Annotated in this window: 20 protein-coding genes; 10 read left to right on the forward strand and 10 right to left on the reverse strand. The window is 43.0% G+C overall.

Features of this window, described 5'->3' with window-relative positions; genetic code table 11:
• Positions 1–274 precede the first annotated feature (274 nt).
• From NLF92_RS08555 to NLF92_RS08580, 6 genes are all read left to right on the forward strand, one after another.
• Positions 275–610, forward strand: coding sequence for a BufA1 family periplasmic bufferin-type metallophore (locus tag NLF92_RS08555; protein WP_254100845.1), 336 nt, complete (start codon positions 275–277; stop codon positions 608–610).
• 41 nt (positions 611–651) lie between these two features.
• On the forward strand, positions 652–1,602 hold the full coding sequence (locus NLF92_RS08560; RefSeq protein WP_254100847.1) for an MbnB/TglH/ChrH family RiPP precursor modification enzyme: 951 nt from the start codon (positions 652–654) through the stop codon (positions 1,600–1,602).
• Positions 1,593–2,342 (forward strand): HvfC/BufC family peptide modification chaperone, encoded by a 750-nt coding sequence (locus tag NLF92_RS08565; protein WP_254100849.1) that lies wholly within the window; start codon positions 1,593–1,595, stop codon positions 2,340–2,342. Before NLF92_RS08560 ends, NLF92_RS08565 begins: the two co-directional genes overlap by 10 nt.
• Positions 2,343–2,366: 24 nt before the next feature.
• Entirely contained in the window at positions 2,367–2,810 is a 444-nt protein-coding gene (locus NLF92_RS08570; protein ID WP_254100852.1) for a DoxX family protein, read from the forward strand.
• Between the two features lie 10 nt (positions 2,811–2,820).
• On the forward strand, positions 2,821–3,303 hold the full coding sequence (greB, locus tag NLF92_RS08575) for a transcription elongation factor GreB (RefSeq protein WP_254100854.1): 483 nt from the start codon (positions 2,821–2,823) through the stop codon (positions 3,301–3,303).
• 78 nt (positions 3,304–3,381) lie between these two features.
• Positions 3,382–5,697, forward strand: coding sequence for a Tex family protein (locus NLF92_RS08580; RefSeq protein ID WP_254100856.1), 2,316 nt, complete (start codon positions 3,382–3,384; stop codon positions 5,695–5,697).
• A 15-nt stretch (positions 5,698–5,712) separates the two neighbouring features.
• On the opposite strand, the gene NLF92_RS14220 is transcribed toward NLF92_RS08580, so the two are convergent.
• On the reverse strand, positions 5,713–6,426 hold the full coding sequence (locus NLF92_RS14220; protein WP_432420218.1) for a putative metalloprotease CJM1_0395 family protein: 714 nt from the start codon (positions 6,424–6,426) through the stop codon (positions 5,713–5,715).
• A gap of 140 nt (positions 6,427–6,566) precedes the next feature.
• Positions 6,567–7,328: a pimeloyl-ACP methyl ester esterase BioH gene (bioH, locus tag NLF92_RS08590; protein ID WP_254100858.1), complete on the reverse strand. Its 762-nt coding sequence runs from the start codon at positions 7,326–7,328 to the stop codon at positions 6,567–6,569.
• A gap of 40 nt (positions 7,329–7,368) precedes the next feature.
• On the opposite strand from bioH, the gene NLF92_RS08595 reads away from it, so the two are divergent.
• Positions 7,369–8,274: a ComF family protein gene (locus tag NLF92_RS08595; protein WP_254100860.1), complete on the forward strand. Its 906-nt coding sequence runs from the start codon at positions 7,369–7,371 to the stop codon at positions 8,272–8,274.
• Positions 8,275–8,298: 24 nt separating this feature from the next.
• Here NLF92_RS08595 and NLF92_RS08600 read toward each other — a convergent pair whose 3' ends face one another.
• The gene (locus NLF92_RS08600; protein ID WP_254100862.1) at positions 8,299–10,899 is read right to left on the reverse strand and encodes a M14 family metallopeptidase; all 2,601 of its coding nucleotides are present in this window, start codon (positions 10,897–10,899) and stop codon (positions 8,299–8,301) included.
• A 191-nt stretch (positions 10,900–11,090) separates the two neighbouring features.
• Between NLF92_RS08600 and nfuA the strand changes: the two genes are divergently transcribed.
• Complete coding sequence (nfuA, locus tag NLF92_RS08605; RefSeq protein ID WP_254100864.1) at positions 11,091–11,669, forward strand: Fe-S biogenesis protein NfuA; 579 nt, start codon at positions 11,091–11,093, stop codon at positions 11,667–11,669.
• A 218-nt stretch (positions 11,670–11,887) separates the two neighbouring features.
• Here nfuA and NLF92_RS08610 read toward each other — a convergent pair whose 3' ends face one another.
• Positions 11,888–13,309 (reverse strand): MATE family efflux transporter, encoded by a 1,422-nt coding sequence (locus tag NLF92_RS08610; RefSeq protein WP_254100866.1) that lies wholly within the window; start codon positions 13,307–13,309, stop codon positions 11,888–11,890.
• Between the two features lie 10 nt (positions 13,310–13,319).
• Here NLF92_RS08610 and NLF92_RS08615 point away from each other — a divergent pair, with 10 nt between their 5' ends.
• Entirely contained in the window at positions 13,320–14,537 is a 1,218-nt protein-coding gene (locus tag NLF92_RS08615; RefSeq protein WP_254100868.1) for a polysaccharide deacetylase family protein, read from the forward strand.
• Between the two features lie 55 nt (positions 14,538–14,592).
• Here the strand turns inward: NLF92_RS08615 and NLF92_RS08620 are convergent, their stop codons facing one another.
• The 5 genes from NLF92_RS08620 to NLF92_RS08640 all read right to left on the reverse strand — a co-directional run bounded on the left by NLF92_RS08620 (position 14,593) and on the right by NLF92_RS08640 (position 18,751).
• On the reverse strand, positions 14,593–15,294 hold the full coding sequence (locus NLF92_RS08620) for an SCO family protein (RefSeq protein ID WP_254100870.1): 702 nt from the start codon (positions 15,292–15,294) through the stop codon (positions 14,593–14,595).
• A 74-nt stretch (positions 15,295–15,368) separates the two neighbouring features.
• The gene (cyoE, locus tag NLF92_RS08625) at positions 15,369–16,262 is read right to left on the reverse strand and encodes a heme o synthase (RefSeq protein ID WP_254100984.1); all 894 of its coding nucleotides are present in this window, start codon (positions 16,260–16,262) and stop codon (positions 15,369–15,371) included.
• Between the two features lie 55 nt (positions 16,263–16,317).
• Complete coding sequence (locus NLF92_RS08630) at positions 16,318–17,295, reverse strand: COX15/CtaA family protein (protein WP_254100872.1); 978 nt, start codon at positions 17,293–17,295, stop codon at positions 16,318–16,320.
• Between the two features lie 8 nt (positions 17,296–17,303).
• Complete coding sequence (locus tag NLF92_RS08635) at positions 17,304–17,888, reverse strand: hypothetical protein (protein WP_254100875.1); 585 nt, start codon at positions 17,886–17,888, stop codon at positions 17,304–17,306.
• Between the two features lie 134 nt (positions 17,889–18,022).
• On the reverse strand, positions 18,023–18,751 hold the full coding sequence (locus NLF92_RS08640; RefSeq protein WP_254100877.1) for an SURF1 family protein: 729 nt from the start codon (positions 18,749–18,751) through the stop codon (positions 18,023–18,025).
• Positions 18,752–18,786: 35 nt separating this feature from the next.
• Here NLF92_RS08640 and NLF92_RS08645 point away from each other — a divergent pair, with 35 nt between their 5' ends.
• Positions 18,787–18,996: a DUF2909 domain-containing protein gene (locus NLF92_RS08645; protein ID WP_254100879.1), complete on the forward strand. Its 210-nt coding sequence runs from the start codon at positions 18,787–18,789 to the stop codon at positions 18,994–18,996.
• Positions 18,997–19,169: 173 nt separating this feature from the next.
• Here the strand turns inward: NLF92_RS08645 and NLF92_RS08650 are convergent, their stop codons facing one another.
• On the reverse strand, positions 19,170–20,048 hold the full coding sequence (locus NLF92_RS08650) for a cytochrome c oxidase subunit 3 (protein ID WP_254100881.1): 879 nt from the start codon (positions 20,046–20,048) through the stop codon (positions 19,170–19,172).
• Positions 20,049–20,059 lie beyond the last annotated feature (11 nt).

Consider the following 20,059-nt stretch of genomic DNA (forward strand, 5'->3'; position numbering starts at 1 on the left):
ATTTGTACATAAAAAACCCCCGAAGGTTTTGTCTAACTTTCGGGGGTCACTTCAAAATTTATTTCGGCTTTTTTTATGTTTGTTTGAAAGTTTTGTCGGTTAAGCAAGGTCTTATATTGCGAACACATTGTTTATTCTGGCACAGCATCTTATATGACGTGCCGATACATAAAAGAAGCGCGAAGGTATGCAGTCTTGATGCTTCATTAGCTTAGAAATAAGCTACTTACATTGAATGAAAACGTGAAAACGTCACTTTTACTAAGGAAGAATTATGAAACAATCTACTACTTTATCACTGGCCGTTGCTTCTTTACTGACATTAGGTGTCGCTGCAGATGCCCAAGCCATGAGTAAAAAAGGCAAAGAAAAATGCTATGGTGTTGCTTTAGCCGGACAAAATGACTGTGGCAACCTGGCTGGTACCCATAGTTGTGCAGGCCAATCGAAAGTTGATAACGATATCGGTGAATGGAAATTAGTACCTAAAGGCACTTGTAAAGACTTAAATGGTTACTCACGCAAAGAAGCTAAAGCTATGTATAAATCCTTAAAAGCGGAAGCCGGTGCAGCCAAAGACAAAATGAAATCCATGTCGTCAATGAAGTAACTAAAAACAACAAGTTGACCCACTAACTAGGGAGTAGCGTTATGTTAAGTGATTTACCTACTGAACCTATCACACTGCCCTTGGTGGGTCTCGGTTTGCGTCATCCACATTATGATGCGGCCTTAAAAGCACCAACAGGTGTCGATTTCGTAGAATTTCATGCCGAAAATTTATACCCTGAAGGCGGTTTACACCAAGCCTTTTTGGCTGACGTACTAGCCACATTTCCTGTGAGTATCCACGGGACTTCACTGGGTTTAGGCTCGACTGAAAAGTTACCTGATGTTGAGTTGGCTAAATTTGCAGGCGTTATTGAACGCACCCAGCCACTTTTGGTTTCCGAGCATATTTGTTTTAACCGAGCTCGCATACATGGCAAATTACTGCACTCGGGGGATTTGTATCCCATCCCTTATAATAATGAGTCGTTAGACACTATGTGTCACGCTATTGTGCAAGTGCAAAGCAAAATTGGTCGCCCTATACTCTTAGAAAACCTAAGTGCCTATTTGCCAAATATAGAACACACACTTTCTGAAAGTGAGTTTTTGCACCAACTAGTCCAGCGTACCGAATGTGGCTTATTATTAGATTTGAATAACATTTTAGTAAACTTACACAATCAACAGGCGCGCCCCTCCTCGAACCAAAGCCTTATCGACCAAGCTATAGCTTGGATCAAAACACTGCCACTGCACGCCGTACAAGAAATTCATCTGGCAGGGTTTAGTCCCAACAAAGTCCATGGATTTTACATAGATGACCATGGCCAACCTGTTTCAGACGAGTGTTGGGCCCTATATCGACACGTTATTGCTCTAACAGGCCCAGTGCCTACTTTAATCGAATGGGACAATGACCTCCCTGAATGGGAAGTATTAATAAAGCAAGCCACGTTAGCAAAAAAAGTAGCAAGAGAAGGGTTACAAATGGCTCATAAATCATCCGCACCAGTGTCCGACCAATCGCTGTCGAGCAAACCATGTCTTTAACAAATTGGCAAACGCACTTCGTACACGCCGTGCAAACTTCTGAGTCTGACGGGCACTCTGTTTATCACAATAACTTCGTACTAACTCAAAGAGCGAGTCTTGCTACGACGTTTCCCACAGTACTAGCTATGCTAGGAGAAGACACGTTTGCTAGTGCCGCTCATCAATATTTCCTACGCTTTGGCAAAGAAAGTTTTGACTGGGGGGAGTATGGTGCGCATTTCCCAACATTTTTAGACCAACAAAACGCATTATCTGACTACCCTTATATTGCTGAAGTTGCTCAGTATGAGCTAGTCGTTCACCAGGTGAACAGATTGCCCAACAAGACCTTTAATCAGGCCTCAGTAGGCCTGTTGCAGACCCACCCATGGCATGAAATATATTTCGATTTTGCACCAGGTTTACAGCTGTTACCGTTAGTCTTTGACGCCCCTTTTATTGTCCGAGCTCATGCCGAACCTGAGGCGCTCACAGAGGACTTTTTTCAGCAACCCGCTTTACAAGTCGATGCCACTTATTTGATTTGGCGCCCTGAACTAGCGACTCAAATAGAACAACTCAATGATGAATATTTGGGATTATGGCAATTCGTACTCAATGCAGCTGCCCCCAACCTACAAGAAATAGCTCAGTTTAGTGAACAACATCAGCTTGACCTTATGCCTTGGTTGCATCACCTGATGCAACACAAACAACTCTTTCGCTGTTACTCTTGTGCTAAACACAGCAGATCTTAACTTTTTATACAGGAATACCCAACGATGTCTTCTTTTACTACATCCTTAAAAAACGGCCACAACCATATCGCAGCTGTCATTGATTATCTGCAACCATTGGTATTGCTCACTGCACGAATTTATGTGGCGTGGGTATTTTTTAAGGCTGGGCTGACAAAAATTAACGATTGGGAAACCACGTTATTATTATTTGAATACGAATATGCAGTACCATTTATTTCGTTTGAACTCGCTGCCTATTTAGGAACAGCTGGGGAGTTGGTGTTACCCGTTTTGCTAGCTGTTGGGTTGTTAACTCGGTTTTCAGCAATTGGCTTGTCTATCGTGAATATCGTTGCGGTAATCAGCTTGCCTGATATGCCTCAAGCTGCGTATAATTTGCATATCATTTGGGGCTTAGCGCTAGTCATCAATCTTTTTTGGGGTGGCGGTAAGTTAAGTACCGACCATGCGTTAAAAATTACATAAGGAAAATGTGTTGGCTACACCGCTGATCACTCGAAAAGGCTACCGCACTCTCCAAGCAGAAAAAGAGCATCTTTGGAAAGTAGAACGTGCTGAAACAACCAAAAAAGTCACTTGGGCCGCTAGTCTGGGTGACCGCTCAGAAAACGCCGATTATCAGTACAATAAGCAAAAACTTAGGCAAATCGACCGGCGCATTCGCTACATTACCAAAGCATTAGAACGCCTAAAAGTTGTCGATTATGCCCCAGAACAAGAAGGCAAAATCTTCTTTGGTGCATTTGTTTCATTAGAAAACGACGCAGGCAAAACACTCGAGTTTCAAATCGTCGGCTATGATGAAATTTTCCAGCGCAAAGACGCAATTTCTATTGACTCACCAATGGCTCGCGCTTGTATCAAAAAAGAGGTCGACGATGAAGTGGTCGTCACCGTTGAAGGTGTCCAAAACACTTGGTACGTCACTAGTATCCGCTATGATAAAGAAACCCTATAAATCGTCACAATCAGTCCTTGTATGGAGGATTTGAGGTGACGTATAATAGGTCTTTGTCTTTTCTACATAGATTTCCCCATGATTATCCATACGCTTGCGCAAGAACTTGCCGTTGCCCCGCAACAAATCGAAGCTGCTGTAAAACTCCTTGACGATGGTGCTACCGTTCCATTTATTGCTCGATATCGTAAGGAAGCAACCCAAGGATTAGATGATACCCAATTAAGAAATTTAGAAACCCGACTGACGTATTTACGAGAGTTAGGGGATCGTAAAAAAGCAATTTTGAAATCTATTGGTGAACAAGACAAACTTACGGCGGCGCTAGAGCAGTCGATTAACGATGCGGACAGCAAAACTCTGCTAGAAGATTTGTACTTACCGTATAAACCCAAACGTCGCACCAAAGGCCAAATCGCCATAGAAGCCGGTATTGGTCCCCTCGCAGAGGCATTATTAAAAGATCCCACCTTATCCCCTGCTGACACAGCTAAACAGTATATCAATACCGAACACGGGTTTGCCGACACCGATGCGGTATTAGAAGGTGCGAAATTCATCTTAGTTGAAAAATTTGCCGAAGATGCGGTCTTGTTACAAAAACTTAGACAATTACTGACCCGCCAAAGCTTCATTGTGAGTAAACTTATCGGTAAAAAAGAAAAAGAAGCCGCTAAATTCAAAGACTATTTTGCCCATCAAGAACGTTACAACAAAACCCCGTCTCATCGTGCTTTAGCTATGTTTAGAGGGCGTAACGAAGGTTTTTTATCGCTGAAAATCGTGTTAAATCCAAATGCAGATAAGAACGCATCTCACGAATGTGCAGATATCATTGCCCAGCATTTTTCGATTACTCAGCGTCAACGTCCAGCCGATACTTGGTTGCAATCGGTCGTCCAAACGACATGGAAACAAAAAATCTCAGTTCATCTTGAAACTGAATTATTCAATACCTTGCGAGAATCAGCAGAAAGCGAAGCCATCAATGTTTTTGCAAAAAATCTCAACGATTTATTAATGGCCGCCCCTGCGGGTCCAAAGATTACCATGGGGCTGGATCCTGGTATTCGCACCGGTGTCAAAGTGGCTATTGTAGATGCCACGGGCAAAGTCCTAGGACACACCACAATTTTCCCACATGCACCACAAAATCAATGGGATAAAGCACTGCGGACACTAGCAAACCTTTGTCTGCAGCACAAAGTTGACCTGATCAGTATCGGCAATGGTACTGGCTCGCGTGAAACAGATAAATTAGTCGCTGAAATGCTCAAAAAACACAGTGACCTTAACATTCAAAAGATCGTGATTTCTGAAGCTGGGGCGTCGGTATATTCCGCTTCAGAGCTGGCTTCTAATGAACTTCCCGATTTAGATGTGTCTATTCGCGGTGCTGTATCGATTGCGCGTAGACTCCAAGACCCACTTGCTGAACTCGTCAAAATAGAGCCTAAAGCGATTGGTGTAGGCCAATATCAACATGATGTGTCCCAAAGCAAATTAGGCCTATCATTGACTAACGTGATTGAAGATTGTGTAAATGCCGTCGGTGTCGATTTAAATACCGCTTCTCCGGCTTTATTAGCCAATGTTTCAGGATTGAATAAAACCCTCGCGAACAATATTGTGGCGTACCGCAACGCCAATGGGGCTTTTGCTGCACGTAAAGATTTATTAGCCGTACCTCGTTTAGGTCCAAAAGCCTATGAACAAGCAGCAGGGTTTCTGCGTATAGCCAACGGCAATAACCCGTTAGATGCCTCTGCAGTGCACCCAGAAACATATCCTGTGGTTGATAAAATCTTGCAACATACCAAAGTTGCAGTCAACGATCTGATTGGGAATACCCAGTTACTCAAATCGCTAGCACCAGATGATTTTACCGACACAACCTTCGGTGCACCCACAGTGACTGACATCTTAAGTGAACTGGATAAACCTGGTCGTGATCCACGTCCAGAGTTTAAAACAGCCAGTTACAAAGAAGGTGTCGAAACCATCGCTGATCTGAAACCTGGTATGATTTTAGAAGGGGTCGTGAGTAATGTGGCGAACTTTGGTGCATTTGTCGATGTAGGTGTGCACCAAGATGGTTTAGTCCACATTTCAGCCATGACTGACGGATTCATTTCGGATCCTCGTGATGTTGTCAAAACCGGTGAAGTCGTAAAAGTGAAAGTCGTCGAAGTGGATGTTGATCGCAAACGCATTGCATTTACCATGCGCATGAATGATGACGTCACGCCGAGTAAGCCAAAAGCAAAGAACCAACCAACTCAACATCAAGCGAAAAAACCTAAGTCATCTACTGGTCATAAAAATAAACCTAAACAGCCAGCAAGTGGTGGTATGGCAGATGCCTTTGCTGCCGCTTTAGCCAAGAAGAAATAGACGTTTAGTCTAGGTTTATACGGCCAAGATAGAGGAAGCGTGTTTGTTTTGCATCCCGCTGTTTTTTTCATAGTATTGACTAACTTGCTGTGCATTACTATTTACTTCACGATTGGAGCCTCCATTGTGAGTACCATAGTGGACTGTTGCTGCACCTGGTGCAAAACCGTTAGGCCTTGTTTTTTCGCTACTGTCAGATGCCACATTAATCCGATTTTTAGCAATCTCTTGCCGAGCTTCGTTACTGAGTTGTTGCGCCTCGGCAGCGACTTGCTTGTCTTGGATAGAAGGTTCGGCAGGTGCCATTGCGGCAGCTTTAACAACTTGCATTTTTTCTATCGTTTCTTCAGGTGTCTCCGCTTTACTAATATCGATACTGACCTCACCACCGGTAATATAACGTTTCCCGTCTGGCCCTTCGGTATACTCATACTGGGGTTGTCCCGCGTATTGCCCACCTACTGGAGCGTGCGCTTGTTCGTGAGTAATCACTTCTCTTTCCCGTTGCTTTAACTCTACAACCTGTTTTTCTTGCTTAGCATTCAAGGTGCGCTCACCTGGTGTGGCTTGTTTGGTTTCAGTGTATTGTTTGGTTGCCGTAGCTTGTGGTTGAATAACCGGTTCAAAAGGAGCGCCCTTTGCAGCATTTTGTTGCGCCATGGGTGCATTGTTGATGTTCGGTACATTTACTGTATACAGAGGGGAGTTGTTGGCAACCGTATTGATCATTTCATACACCTATCATTCTTAGATATCTAATTTCTATAACATGATTTAATGTTCAGTGTAATGCCTGCTCGCTCACATTAAGTATAGAATTTAGGCTTAACGTATATATCGACACAAGCTCAAGGACCTTTAGGTTTTTTTTATAAAAAATTTTCGAGCTGTTTCACAAACTCATCAAGTTGAGTCATAAAAGGGGCATGCGACACATGTTCAAACACATACGATTGAGCCGCGGGCTGTAAAGCATTAATGTCTGCAATCACAGCATGCGGGACCAACGCATCCAAACGACCATACAGGCGCAATGTAGGCTGTTGAATATCACCAAGACGAGGGCGTAAATCTATCTCGGATAACCATTTTAAACCAACCAATAAAGAGGCCTCACACGGATCAGGGTATGCTTGTATGGACTTTTTCAACGCTAAAATATCGGATTTTGCTGAAGGCGATCCCATTGCTTGAATAGCCAAAAACCGTTGTAATGTAGCGCTGTAGTCATGTGCCAACTGACTTTCAAAGAGGTGCAAAACTTTGGGCGCTATCCCTGGCCAGTTATCTTGAGCCATAAACATCGGTGAGCTAGCGACTGTAACTAACTTCTTGATCTTATCTGGATAAGTAAGTGCTAACTCAGTAGCAACAAGGCCTCCCATCGACCAGCCTAATACAATCGCAGCATCTGGGATCACATCTGCAATATGCTGTGCAGCTTTGTCTAACGTCGTTAGGGGGATGTCAGCATTCTCACCAAAACCCGGCAAATCAATCAAATAACATGAAAAATTTTGACTGAGTCGAGCTACTAATTGTTCGAATACGCCTGAATTTAACCCCCAACCGTGCAGTAGAACAATGGGTAAACCGGTGCCTTCGACCCGTAGACGTAATTGTTGTGGCATTCTATTCTCTGTATAACTATCAATATGGTGAGATTTTACCATGAGCCACAACAATTGCACGACCACTCACCGACCATCATCTCGCTTAGATACATGTCCTAAGTTATTTGGTTGCGTCGATGCCAGTTATATAAACGCCTGTTACCTGTGTGATGAATTATCCGATCGCTACATTTGTCAAAGTTGTGAGGCGCTTTGTGCGCTCCGTAATCGGTCATTTTTAGACCAGAATCTCGTGAGTACAGGACACTATCCACAATTATTAAGCGCAGATTTTGATTGCCTATTGGTGTTGGACTGGTATCAATACCCATGGACTACCCTGGTGCCCTTGCTAAAATTTCATAAACAAGCACAAATTGGCAAAGTGTTAGGCACGTGGTTTGTGTTGTACCGTATGTATCGTTTTTATGACGTTGCTACACTGAATAATAAAAAGAATAAGATTGTTACACACACCCAAGATAATTTAGCGCCTCGAGTGAGATGCGAGGATACACAGACGCAAAGTGCCCTCTATCTGACCAGTCAGCACTTACCAGAAGCAATGGTACCCATACCGTTGCACCCAAAACGGGAACGACAACGCGGCTACAACCAAGCGCTTCTCATTGCGGAGACCATCAGTGAGTTGACCGGTATCCCGGTCGTAACAGACGCAGTACAGCGTTCTCAATACACCAAAGCACAAACTGAATTAGACCGTGAGCACCGTTTAGCAAACTTAGCAGACGCCTTTAGTGTTTCTTTGACAAAGTTAGGACATTACTCACATATTGCCTTGGTGGATGACGTACTTACCACAGGCTCGACGCTAAACACCGTGTGTAACGCTCTATACAAACAGTACCCCCGCCTGCGTATTTCCGTTTGGTGTATGACCATTGCAGTGGATGATACCGTCGTAGAAGAGTTTTGTGAAAAGCACTTGGATCATCTGCAGTGATCATCCAAGCGTGCTTTGCAAGGGTTACCGGTAATTAATGAATGGTGCCATAAATATTGCATTCGCCATAAGCTTTTCCGTGCCTCGCCAATATCCACGATGATTCATGTTATCAGTAAAACCAATAACACGTCCTTGCCCAACACGGTGCGCAACAATGGCAGTAGTATCGGCAATAATCGATTCAACATTTGCATCGGTATAGCCAGCTAGTAGCGGCTCAGAAGTATATTTGGCGACTTCAAAGTACGGTTTATCTGCGGCTCTGAGCACCAAATTATTAGTTTTGAATACTGGTAGAACGTTGTCTTTTACGTCTAAGCCCCACATCAATGGATGACTAGCGTCGACTTGCGCAGCATACACTGCGCCTGCAACTTGTTTTTTAGCATTGACTTTACTGCGATCTATGTAGCGCATTTCAGTATCTGCGACAGCATTATCAATCGCCGAAGAGGATCCGATACTCGCATTTAACCACTGGTTATTCACTAAAGTACGTAAACCTGTGCGCTGTCCAATTAACACACCACCGGCTTTCACCCACCGCTCGATTTTATCTGTATCACTGTCGGTGAGGCTACTATAAGCACCAGATACGATGATCATATGGGTATAATCAGCCAAGTCGACGCGATTGAGACGGTCTTTATCCACTATCGCAACTGGCATATCTAAACGCGTATCCAAATAATGCCAAACCTCACCGGCCTCGTATTGCGATACACCCAGCCCCCCTAAAATCATAACTGAAGGCAGCCGTACAGCCTGCATATCAGGACTACCCAAATCTATGCCAGTGGGTGTCAAACCTGTTTTGATATTCACAATTTGAATTTGATACTTAGTCGCTAAACGCGCCACCACAGAGACAACATCCAAATGACTATTCAAACCTTTTGGGATCACCACACTTCCCGGGGCAAATGAGACAGTGTTTTGCGTCATATCGACGGCACTAAAGGCCTGACCCGCAATACGGGTTTGTACGCCAGCGGCACTTAATGCATACAGTAAACTGGGTGCTTGACTATCATCCCAATGAAACGCATAAGCCACTACACCAAGCTGCGTGTCGACGGTAACATCAGCAAGCCATTCTGTTAACACGGTACTTGCGGTGCGACGCGCAACACTCTTACTCACAGATGCATATTGTAAATTATAAGCTAGGGCAATATTCCAATTTGAAACATCATAAAAGGTATTATTGGGGAAATCTTGACGAGTCGAAAACAACGATTTAATGAGGCGATACTGCGGTTGATTCGCTCGGATCAACAGTGCTTTATTCGCCTTATAACGCACGCCATCGACTTTGATATCTTCAGTGATCAACCCGACCTCAATCCGGTGGCGGTTCAGCGTGTCGACTAATTTGCTATTCCGCGTATTGTCTTTACTGAGAGCAACGACAAAACCACCTAATTCATCTGCTTTAATTAACGCTTTTGTCTCAGCAGTGAAATTTGCGTGATGGTTCAAAAAGGCTGACTTATTCGCCATTGCCCCATCAAAGGTAGAAAAAGAAGTCGTCACTTGGTTGCGTATAGATGCAGGAAAACTCAATAAGCCATTGACCGAATGCTGCAAATGCCCCCGTGAACTGGCTTGCTCAAATAAAATCCCTACCGCGCCATGTGCATCAGGGTACGTTGAGCCTTTACCATAATAAAAATCATCAAACCGTTCTTGTGTGAAATAGAGTTGCTGATTGTTATCAAGCGCTTTAGCGTGAAAATCACCCAAAGTATTGGTTAATTGAACATTCTCATCCCCAGTTAAAGGGTTTTTCCGAGAAGGTACTCCTGGTTGAAAGAAGTAGGTGGAGTGAGTCCCCATTTCATGGAAATCGGTCAAAATATGTGGACGCCAAGCGTGAAAACTCTCAATTCGAGCTTGTGATTCTGGATGCGTCAGTAAAAGCCAATCGCGGTTTAAATCAAACCAATAGTGATTTGTTCTGCCCGAGGGAAAACGCTCAGCATGTTCTCGATGCATCGCCATAGGTGATGGGTTTTTGCCTTTATGCATATTGGCCCATTGAGCGAAACGAGACAAACCATCCGGATTTAAGGATGGGTCTAACAAAATAATGCTATTTTCTAATAAAGCATCGACTTGTGGGCCCTGCGCAGCAGCTAAATAATAGGCAATTAACAGTGATGCATTACTACCCGATGGTTCATTGCCATGCACAGAATACCCCATATAAAACACCAACGGAGCATCCTCAGCCGGTGCTGAGCCTTGTGCTATATGACGCATATGCGTTTGTTGAATTTGGGCAATATTAGCTTGGTGCTTAGGGGCGGTAATCGTCAACAAGAGTAGTTCACGGTCTTCATGAGTCCGCCCTGTAGTTGTGATCGTAATACGGTCAGACTGGGCAGCCAATGTTTTCATATAAGTGACGATTTGGTCATGTCTTACGTGCCATTTGCCGACAGGGTAACCCAAAATATCTTCGGGCTTACTGATGGTAGGATCGTAGGATACATTATCCGGTAAATAGTCCAAATCGCTCTGCGCGATCCAAGCATTTTGGTCCTTTGCTAAGGTGAAGGTGCTATTTAATAACATCATTGCACAAAACAAGTACGTTACGTAGCTCAACAGGCGCATAGATTTTCCCTTTTATTATTGGCTTATTTTTGTCGTTAGAGCCTTGATTGTCTTATAAAAAGCCCTCAGATTGCAATGTAAACGTGTCAGTTTCCAAAAAAGATCGCAATACCTGACTGTTTTACTCAAGTAATTTTGTTATCATTACCCACAGACAAACATATGTTAGGTTAGCTTTAGGATTTCAACCTATGATTAATATTTCAGAATCAGCCCAAGCACATTTTGTAAAACTTTTACAAAACCAAGAAGACAACACTAATATTCGCGTATTCGTGGTCAACCCAGGCACTCCAACAGCAGAGTGTGGCGTCTCTTATTGCACTCCAGATGCAGTTGAGCCAAACGACGTACGCTTGCCCTTCAACGGGTTCGATGCGGTTGTTGATCCCGAATCAGCGCCTTATCTTGAAGAAGCAGAAATCGATTTTGTGACGGACCAAATGGGTTCACAATTAACTTTAAAAGCGCCAAATGCAAAAGCGCGTAAGATTGCAGATGATGCGCCTCTGGCAGAACGAGTCGAGTACTTGATCACCACTGAAATCAACCCTCAATTAGCCAACCACAATGGCCAAGTAACCCTGACAGAAATTACGCCTGAGGGTGTTGCGATTTTACAGTTCGGTGGCGGTTGTAATGGTTGTTCTATGGTTGATGTCACCCTAAAAGACGGTATTGAAAAGCAAATGCTGGAAAAGTTTGCGGGTGAGTTAACCGGTGTGAAAGACGCAACTGAACATTTAGCTGGCGATCACTCTTACTACTAATATGAGACCTGGTTTCAAGAAATTCATTAATAAGTTTGGCGCGAACCCTAAACAGAGTTGGCGTCATTTTTTAATGGGTCTAGGTATTTTCTTATTGGGGTTGTTTTTTACGCTTTACGACCACCAACTAGCTTGGTTATCTAGTGCGGGACTTTTCCCTCTATTTTGCGGATTTATCTTGGCCATGTATGGTTATTTAGGTATTTTTGCGAGTCGCTTTAACCGCTTGCTTTAGGCATACAATACAAATGCCAACCTAAGGTGAAGCCCCTTGTAGCCTGTAATCCTAATAATGCTATCCACAACGTCATATTGGTAAAAGCAAAAATATAACCAAATAAGAGATAACTGCCAAAAAATCCAAATATCGCACTGACAAACATACTATTACGCATGACATCACCACGCGTAAACCCAATGTAAATTCCGTCTAAACAATAACACCAGTGTGCAACAAACGGTAACACTACCATAACCCAATAATAAGGTGCTGCGGCTACTAGAATGCTGTCTTGGTTGGTCAGCATAGTGACAAAAAACGGATAGCCAAGCGCCATTATTAACATAGTCATGCCACCTATGATACTTGACCACAGTAAACTAATTTTAATATCTCGCCACAAGGTGGCAGATATTTTTGTTGAGTCCTTGGTGGCGCCCTGTGACTCGCCGATCATGGCTTCAATCGCATAAGCAATGCCATCTAGCCCCAACGCTACCAAAATAAAGAACTGCATTAAAATAGCATTTACTGCAGCTGCCTCAACACCAAAACGCGCACCTTGGTAAGTCAAAAACGCTAAACAGCATTGCAACAGCAAAGAACGAATGAATAAATCACGGTTCAAAGACACAATGCGTCTGAAAGCGCCTATTCTCAGTGCTGTCGGTGATAGCAAATCTGTCCAACGCAAAACATAAAAGCACCAACGAAATAGACTTCTTGGGGCCTTTGTCCATTGTCCTAGCGTGAGTTGCTGAGTGTGTTTCAAGATCCAATAAAGACTCCATAACAACATGCTCCATTCGGCGATAATCGTGGCATAAGCGACACCTGCGACACCTAAATCAAAACCATAAACAAATATCACATTCAGTAAAATATTCAGGCAATTTATCCCGACTTGTAACAACAACACTGCTTTGGTGCGATGCTGACCGACCAAATACCCAATAGTGACAAGATTCAGCAATGCGACTGGTGCATTCATGATCCTAATATCAAAATATGTTGCTAAACTTGATGCTGCAAGCGGGGGTAAATCTGTAAAACCTTGGAGTAATGACAAAATAGGATATTGGAGTGCCACTAGCAGTAAACCAACTGTTATCGCGAATAATAGCGCTCTAATTAAGTCGTCCCAAAAACCAGTAAACTGCTGAGATTGTTGGTAAAAGCCTTTACTCTGGGCCGATAAGCCCGTCATGGATTGGCGAAAGAAACCACATAGCCAGTATAACTGAGAGATTAAAAAGGCACCAACCGCAGTCCCAGCTAGGTATTCTGGTGCACCCAAGTGACCTAAAACAGCCGTATCCACCAAACCCAACAGGGGTTGAGAGATATTGGCTAGGATCATGGGAAAAGCTAGAGCAAGTAACGTATAATGTCGTCCGAGTCGTTGGGCTAACACAGGCATAGGAGTCGTAATGGGTCATCAATTTTTCAATGTTAGCATGCCTTGCCAGGTTTGTATTAAACCGTTCTTGATATGTATGCTTTATTTTACCCTCGCAGGTAGCACCGTTGCTGCAAAACCTCACTCTTTGCCCCCAACCGTCGCATCAGCTTCAAATAACGTAGCCCAGGACACTACTGTCACTACTGAAATCCCCCCTGCTACAGTATTTTCTTCCTGGGAAGGTCCCCTAGCTAACAATGCGGTTATTTTGCAGTATCACCATGTGGCGGATGACACCCCTGCAATTACCTCTACTCGCCCTAATATTTTTGCTGAGCACTTGGCTTACATTGCTAAGAATTTTAATGTTCTACCGCTTTTTGATGTCGTGAATGCATTGCGCCAAGGTAAACCGGTTCCTGCCAATACCATAGTGATAACATTTGATGATGGCTATGAAAATATATACAGCAATGCCCACCCTTTACTCAAATCTTACGGCTTCCCATACACTGTTTTTGTGAATCCCCCTGCTATAGGTCAAAGTCCTAAACAGCTGACCTGGGAACACATTGCAGTAATGACAAACGAAGGGGTCACGTTTGCGAATCACACCTTGGATCATTTACATTTGTTAGCACGTTTACCAAATGAAGATGAAACCAAATGGCTAGCTCGAGTGCTACAGAATATAACGACAGCGGAAGCCCAACTTACCGCAAAAGTCGGATATTCCCACAAATATCTCGCTTATCCTTTTGGAGAATTCTCCACCGTTTTAAAAGACCAATTAGTCGACCTTGGTTATACTGGTTTTGCTCAACATTCTGGCGGGATCGCTAGTTTCAGTGATTTTGGCGCATTACCCAGGTTTCCAGCCGGAGGTCGCTATGCATCACTTAACACCCTGAAAACCAAAATGCATAGTTTGGCGTTCCCAGTGGTGACAAACACCATTACTGACCCAGTTGTCACTCCTACAATGCCTGAAACCATGCTGTTGGGTGTCGATAATAGCGATTTTTACACCTCTCAAATAGGATGTTTCTTTCAGGGTGAACGACTGCAAGTAGTTACCGAAACAGTAGAAGGTAAAGCCAAAGTGGGAGTGTATCTTCCGGAGGAATGGCCTCTAGGTCGATCCAGAGTTAATTGCACAGCACCGAGCAAAACCCAAAAAGGACGTTTTTATTGGTATTCACAACCATTTTTCAAAGCACGTAAAGATGGGACATTTGTGGATTAGCCATGCCATTTAAAGAAGGACGTTGGTATTTGATTGGTTTTTGATTTCTGTTTTTTTAGGAACCCACAATTCTAGGTAAATCTGCCAAAATTTGTTCGGTATCACTAACCGCTATTTGCCCTGGTATACTTTGCGGCTTGAAGCGTCCAACCACTTGCCCTTGGGGATTAATCAATACAATTGAACCAGAATGGTCAACTAGATAATTCGGCTGACTGGTATCCCCTGCCATAGCATACATCATACCCATGCTTCGGACCAAAGGGTACAGCTGAGAATGCTCTCCAGTAGATGCCATAAATTCAGCATTAAAAAACTGTACATAATCTGCTAGTCGTTGTGGTGTGTCTCGCTTTGGGTCAACCGATAAAAACCAGACTCTGACAGGAAACTCAGACGCTATGGCAGAAATATCAGCATAAGCACGATTCAACGCAGCTAGAGTGGTAGGGCAAATGTCCGGACAGAACGTATAACCAACAAAAGCTAATGTCCATTGATTCTGCAATGCTTGATTAGTCATTGTTTGTTGGTTACTAGTAATAAGTTCAAAATCAGTGAGTTGTCGAGGTTGTGGATACCATTGGATATGCTCAGTGCCGTATTGTTCTGCAAAATCGGGCACTGTGGATGCTTGTATAGTTGGGGAATCAGAACGCGCGGTGAAGTGCTTGTAAAAAGTTATACCTACCACTAATGCAACCAAGGCTGCGATAACCAAGAACAGATTTTGGGATTGACCAGAATGTTGGTGCATCAATACTATCTTCCTAAAATGTTTAGCGACTAACTAAAATCGATTACCGATACCGATTACCTTTTATTTAATCATCATAAACTAATTGGAATATAGTGATCTAGCAATAACACAACAAATAAGACCATCAAATGAATAATCGAATACTTGAAAGTAGCCATAGCCGTTTCTGGTTCGGCATGATATTTAAGTTTGTATGCGTAATACATAAAACCGGCATTGAGCGCGCTCGACCCAACCAAATAAATCATATCCGCCATTCCTACTAAATACGGCAGCAAGCACACCAAACACAACAATACGGTATACAATAAAACAAATGTTTTGGTGTACTCAACACCATGCGTTACGGGGAGCATTGGGATCTTTGCCTTAGCGTAATCTTTCTCGCGGTGGATGGCCAGCGCCCAAAAGTGCGGTGGCGTCCAGGTGAAAACAATCAACACTAACAACAAAGGAAAAGCATGAATTTCGCCAGTCACAGCCGTCCAACCTAATAATGGTGGAATGGCACCTGCTAACCCACCAATCACAATATTCTGCGGTGTGGCGCGCTTTAAAAACATCGTATAAATCCCTGCATAACCGACCAAACCGGCAAAGGTAAGGATCGCGGTTAACCGATTTACCCATAACTCAAGAGCGATAAATCCAGTGACACCTAATATCACAGCAAAGACGAGCGCTTGCGTCGTTGTCACTCGGCCTTTAGCTACGGGGCGGTTAAACGTCCGGGCCATTTTGGTATCAATTTCTTGATCAACCACATGATTGACCACTGCGGCTGCAGAAGATAACGCACCAATCCCAAACAAGCCAGCAAGTAAAACTTGTGCATCAATCCAAGTCTCAGAAGCGAGACACATACCAACCAATGCTGTTAACAACAAAAGCAGTACAACGTTTGGCTTTGTCATTTCATAATAATCACGCCAAGACGCTTTTTGTATTATTTTAGTCGTATTCATTTTTTCGGTAGAGGCTGTTTTGGGAACAGCGGCTGAATTTGCCATGGGAAATCTCCTAGACTTTTCGGTACAGGGTATACGTAGTCATAACCATGACTAACAAGAGACAAGCGGCGACAGCATTGTGTAACGTCGCAACGGTTAACGGTAAAGAATAAACAACATTGCTGACACCCAGTGCAATTTGCACAAACAAGACGACAACAATCGTACCACCTAGTTTTTTAAGTAAGTTCGAGTTTGCTTTGGTGTACAAAACAAACGCAAGCCAAATCAAGTATGCACTCACTACTATTGCACCAAAGCGATGTACAATGTGCATTGTCATTCGTTCATAATACGGGTGTGCACCGAACTCATAATTTTCTGCCTGAGGGATACTAAAGGCACCTTCAAAGGCTAAATTATCGGTCCAGTTCCCCTGACAAATCGGGAGTTCAGTACAAGCTAAGGACGCATAATTTGCTGATACCCAACCACCAAGTGCGATTTGGATGACTAACAAAACAATACCCAGCGATGCATATTTCGCATACTTTCGCATATTTCCGTTCCCCATCGGAAGTTGATAAGGGGTTAAACGCAAATACAATAAAAACAAACACGAGATAACCGTAAATCCACCTAACAAGTGCATCATTACCACCGCTGGCAATAAGTTAAGCGTGACTGTCCACATGCCAAGTGCACCTTGGAAACATACCAAGATAAGTAAAAATAAAGGAAGTTTGAGAGGTTCTGTGGCTTTGCGTTTAAAAATACTAAGACCCGCAATAATCAAAATAAACAAACCCAGGGTTGAAGCAAAATACCGATGGATCATCTCATTCCATGCTTTTTCAACTTCTACAGGTCTTTCAGGAAAAGCTTGATTAGCGGCTTCAATCGTCTCTGTGGTCATAGGTACACCCACTAAACCATAGCAGCCAGGCCAATCAGGACAACCTAAGCCAGCATCAGTTAAACGGGTATATGCACCTAAGACAATAACGACAAGTGCAAGTAAAATACTCGCTAATGCTAACTTCTTCATGAATAACTCTATCCTATTCTAGATAACTTGAGCAGTTTTCTCACGTCACTTAAAATTAAACGACTGGCTTGTACTGCCTCTTCTTTATCACTAAACGTTGGGTGCTTTAACATCCCATTGTTCAATGTATCTACAATAAAAATAGCATTTACATCAACACTTTTAAACATTTCATTTACATTTTTTTTACTCAAGGAAACAGTTGCAATGGTATGTTGAGTTTCCACCGCGTTTTGTTCCGTATAAATACGGGCTAAATTTGCCTCTGACAAGATATCTGTTGCACTTGTTTCCGTCGTAATCACCAAAGGTTGGACACGGCTACTATGCTTACCCATTGCTGTATGTACTTGCTGAATCGCAAAAATCGCATTTTCACACTGGGCATCACAGATATCGGGGACCACATACACCAATCGCCATAATGGTTCTTGGTCACTCAATGCCGGACTAAAGTCAATCACTGGATCAAGCAACTCCCCAGAGTTGGTTGCGGCCTTGTTAAAGAAATCACTCTCCAAAGCAACTTTAGCGAGTATTACGGGGAGTATGAAGACGAATAAGAGGAGTAACAGGGCTTTTTTATTGTTCATTGTTTTCCTTAGTAAACAGACATTAAAATTTCATAGCAAAAAATCAATTGTTCATGAGTCATTCGTACCTAGACCAAAAGTACGTCGGTATGTATGCCTGACAGTAGCTATGGCTACATTAGGCCGATTTTATATCAAGTCGTATCTCTGCCAGCAGGACGTTGCTGTTTCACCAACAACCGCCAGTAAATCACACACAAAGCAATGGCCAGACCAAACCACTGGATGGCGTAACCAATATGTTTTTCTGGCGCCATCACCACAGGCTGCCATCGTCTAATGAATTGTTCACTAGGCTCGGTCATTTTCAACATAAATGGTTGTAATTCGATATCAGAAAACGTCGATAACACGCTAAATTCGACTTGCTGGATCAACTTAGGAAATTTACCATCATTGGCAGCGGTTTCTGTCACAAAACGGTTGTTCCCTGGGACAACAATCGCCCCCGTGACAGACAGCGGTGTTGTCCCAAGATAGCTGATATCAGGTAACAACAAACGTGATTTATCGCCTTTTACCCAGCCAAAATTAATCAATACCCAACCAATATCGGTTAAACCAGGAATAATCAACTCATAACCCACTTGGCCGTCAATTTGACGATTATCTAGCCAAAACCATTTATCCGAAAGCTCTTGAACCGTATCGGTAACATGCAAGTCATTGATTTGGTTTGGATAATCAAGAACGTCTTGGAATGTAAATGCCCTGTACTGCGTTTTTTGAGCGATAGTCTCCAGACGTTCTTGTTTGGCAAAGTAACGCTGTGACTGCCAAGTCCCCAAGATGCATAAACAGATAAAAACAATTAGCACGACGCCATGTGAAATAAATGTTAAGCTTTTGTTATTATTCTTCATAGGTCTAATATACCTAATTTTTTTGGAAATACACCATGCTTATCAAAATTTTAATCGGTGGTTTACTCATTTTTATGGTTTTTAACTTATTCAGAGCCATGAAAATCATGTTGCAAGCCGAGCAACCCAAAGAAAACATGTCTAAATTTATTGGACGAAGAGTCTTGGCCTCCGCGGCAATTGTCTTTTTAATTCTAATCGCTGTGGCATTGGGTTGGATCCAACCCAATCCTAGACCTTACTAACATCACTCACTTTTATGTTCACGCAACCGAATGTAAAGACAAGTATGAAAAAGGGTAACCTGTATGGTTACCCTTTTTTGTGACTAAAAAACATGTATTGGGTTAAGAAAACTGTCGGCAGCTACTCTGGCAGACAAAGTACATGCACTCCTGTTAACTATAATACCCCTGAGCTATAAAATGTACACCAAGAAGAATAACATTACCCATACGACATCGACAAAGTGCCAATACCAGCTACCTGCTTGGAAAGCGAAGTGATTATCTGGAGTAAAGTGACCTTTTTGTACTCGGAAATACAAGACAATTAAAATCACGGTACCTAATGTCACATGCAATCCGTGGAATCCTGTTAGCAAGTAAAAAGTATTACCATATACACCAGAATCTAAAGTCAAACCAATATCATAAGCGTGGATATACTCATAAGCTTGTAGCCCCAAGAATATACAGCCCAAGAAGATAGTCAGTGCGAGCATCACAGACAACTGCTTGCGTTTATTCTGCTCTAAACCGACATGTGCATAGTGGCATGTAACCGATGAAGTCAGTAACAACAAGGTGTTGATTAACGGTAATCCAAACCACCCCATCTGAGTCGATTCAATCCCACCTGGCGTTTGTAACAAAGGCCATACCGCTTCAAACCCTGGCCATAACACTTCATTGGTCATGGCATTGTTGGATGCACCGCCTAACCAAGGGATCGCGATGGTACGGGCGTAAAACAACGCTCCAAAAAATGCCGCAAAAAACATAATCTCAGAAAATATAAACCAAGCCATACCCTGACGGTAAGAGCGTCCCAATTGGTCTGAATATAAACCCGACATAGATTCATGGATTTGGTTTCTAAACCAACCGGTGACCATAAAGATCAACATTGCGATCCCGGCAAATAGGATCCAGCCACCAAAACCTTCTTTGCCTTTGGTCATCTCAACAGTAAAGTTCGCAGCGCCAACTGCAATTAAAAATAGTGCCACAGCTCCGACAATCGGCCATGGACTGGATTCTGGAACGTAGTACTTTTGGTATTCTTGCTGTGCCATTAAGCTCTCCT

Origin of the sequence: Opacimonas viscosa, assembly GCF_024199005.1 — a bacterium.
GTDB classification, from domain to species: domain Bacteria; phylum Pseudomonadota; class Gammaproteobacteria; order Enterobacterales; family Alteromonadaceae; genus Opacimonas; species Opacimonas viscosa.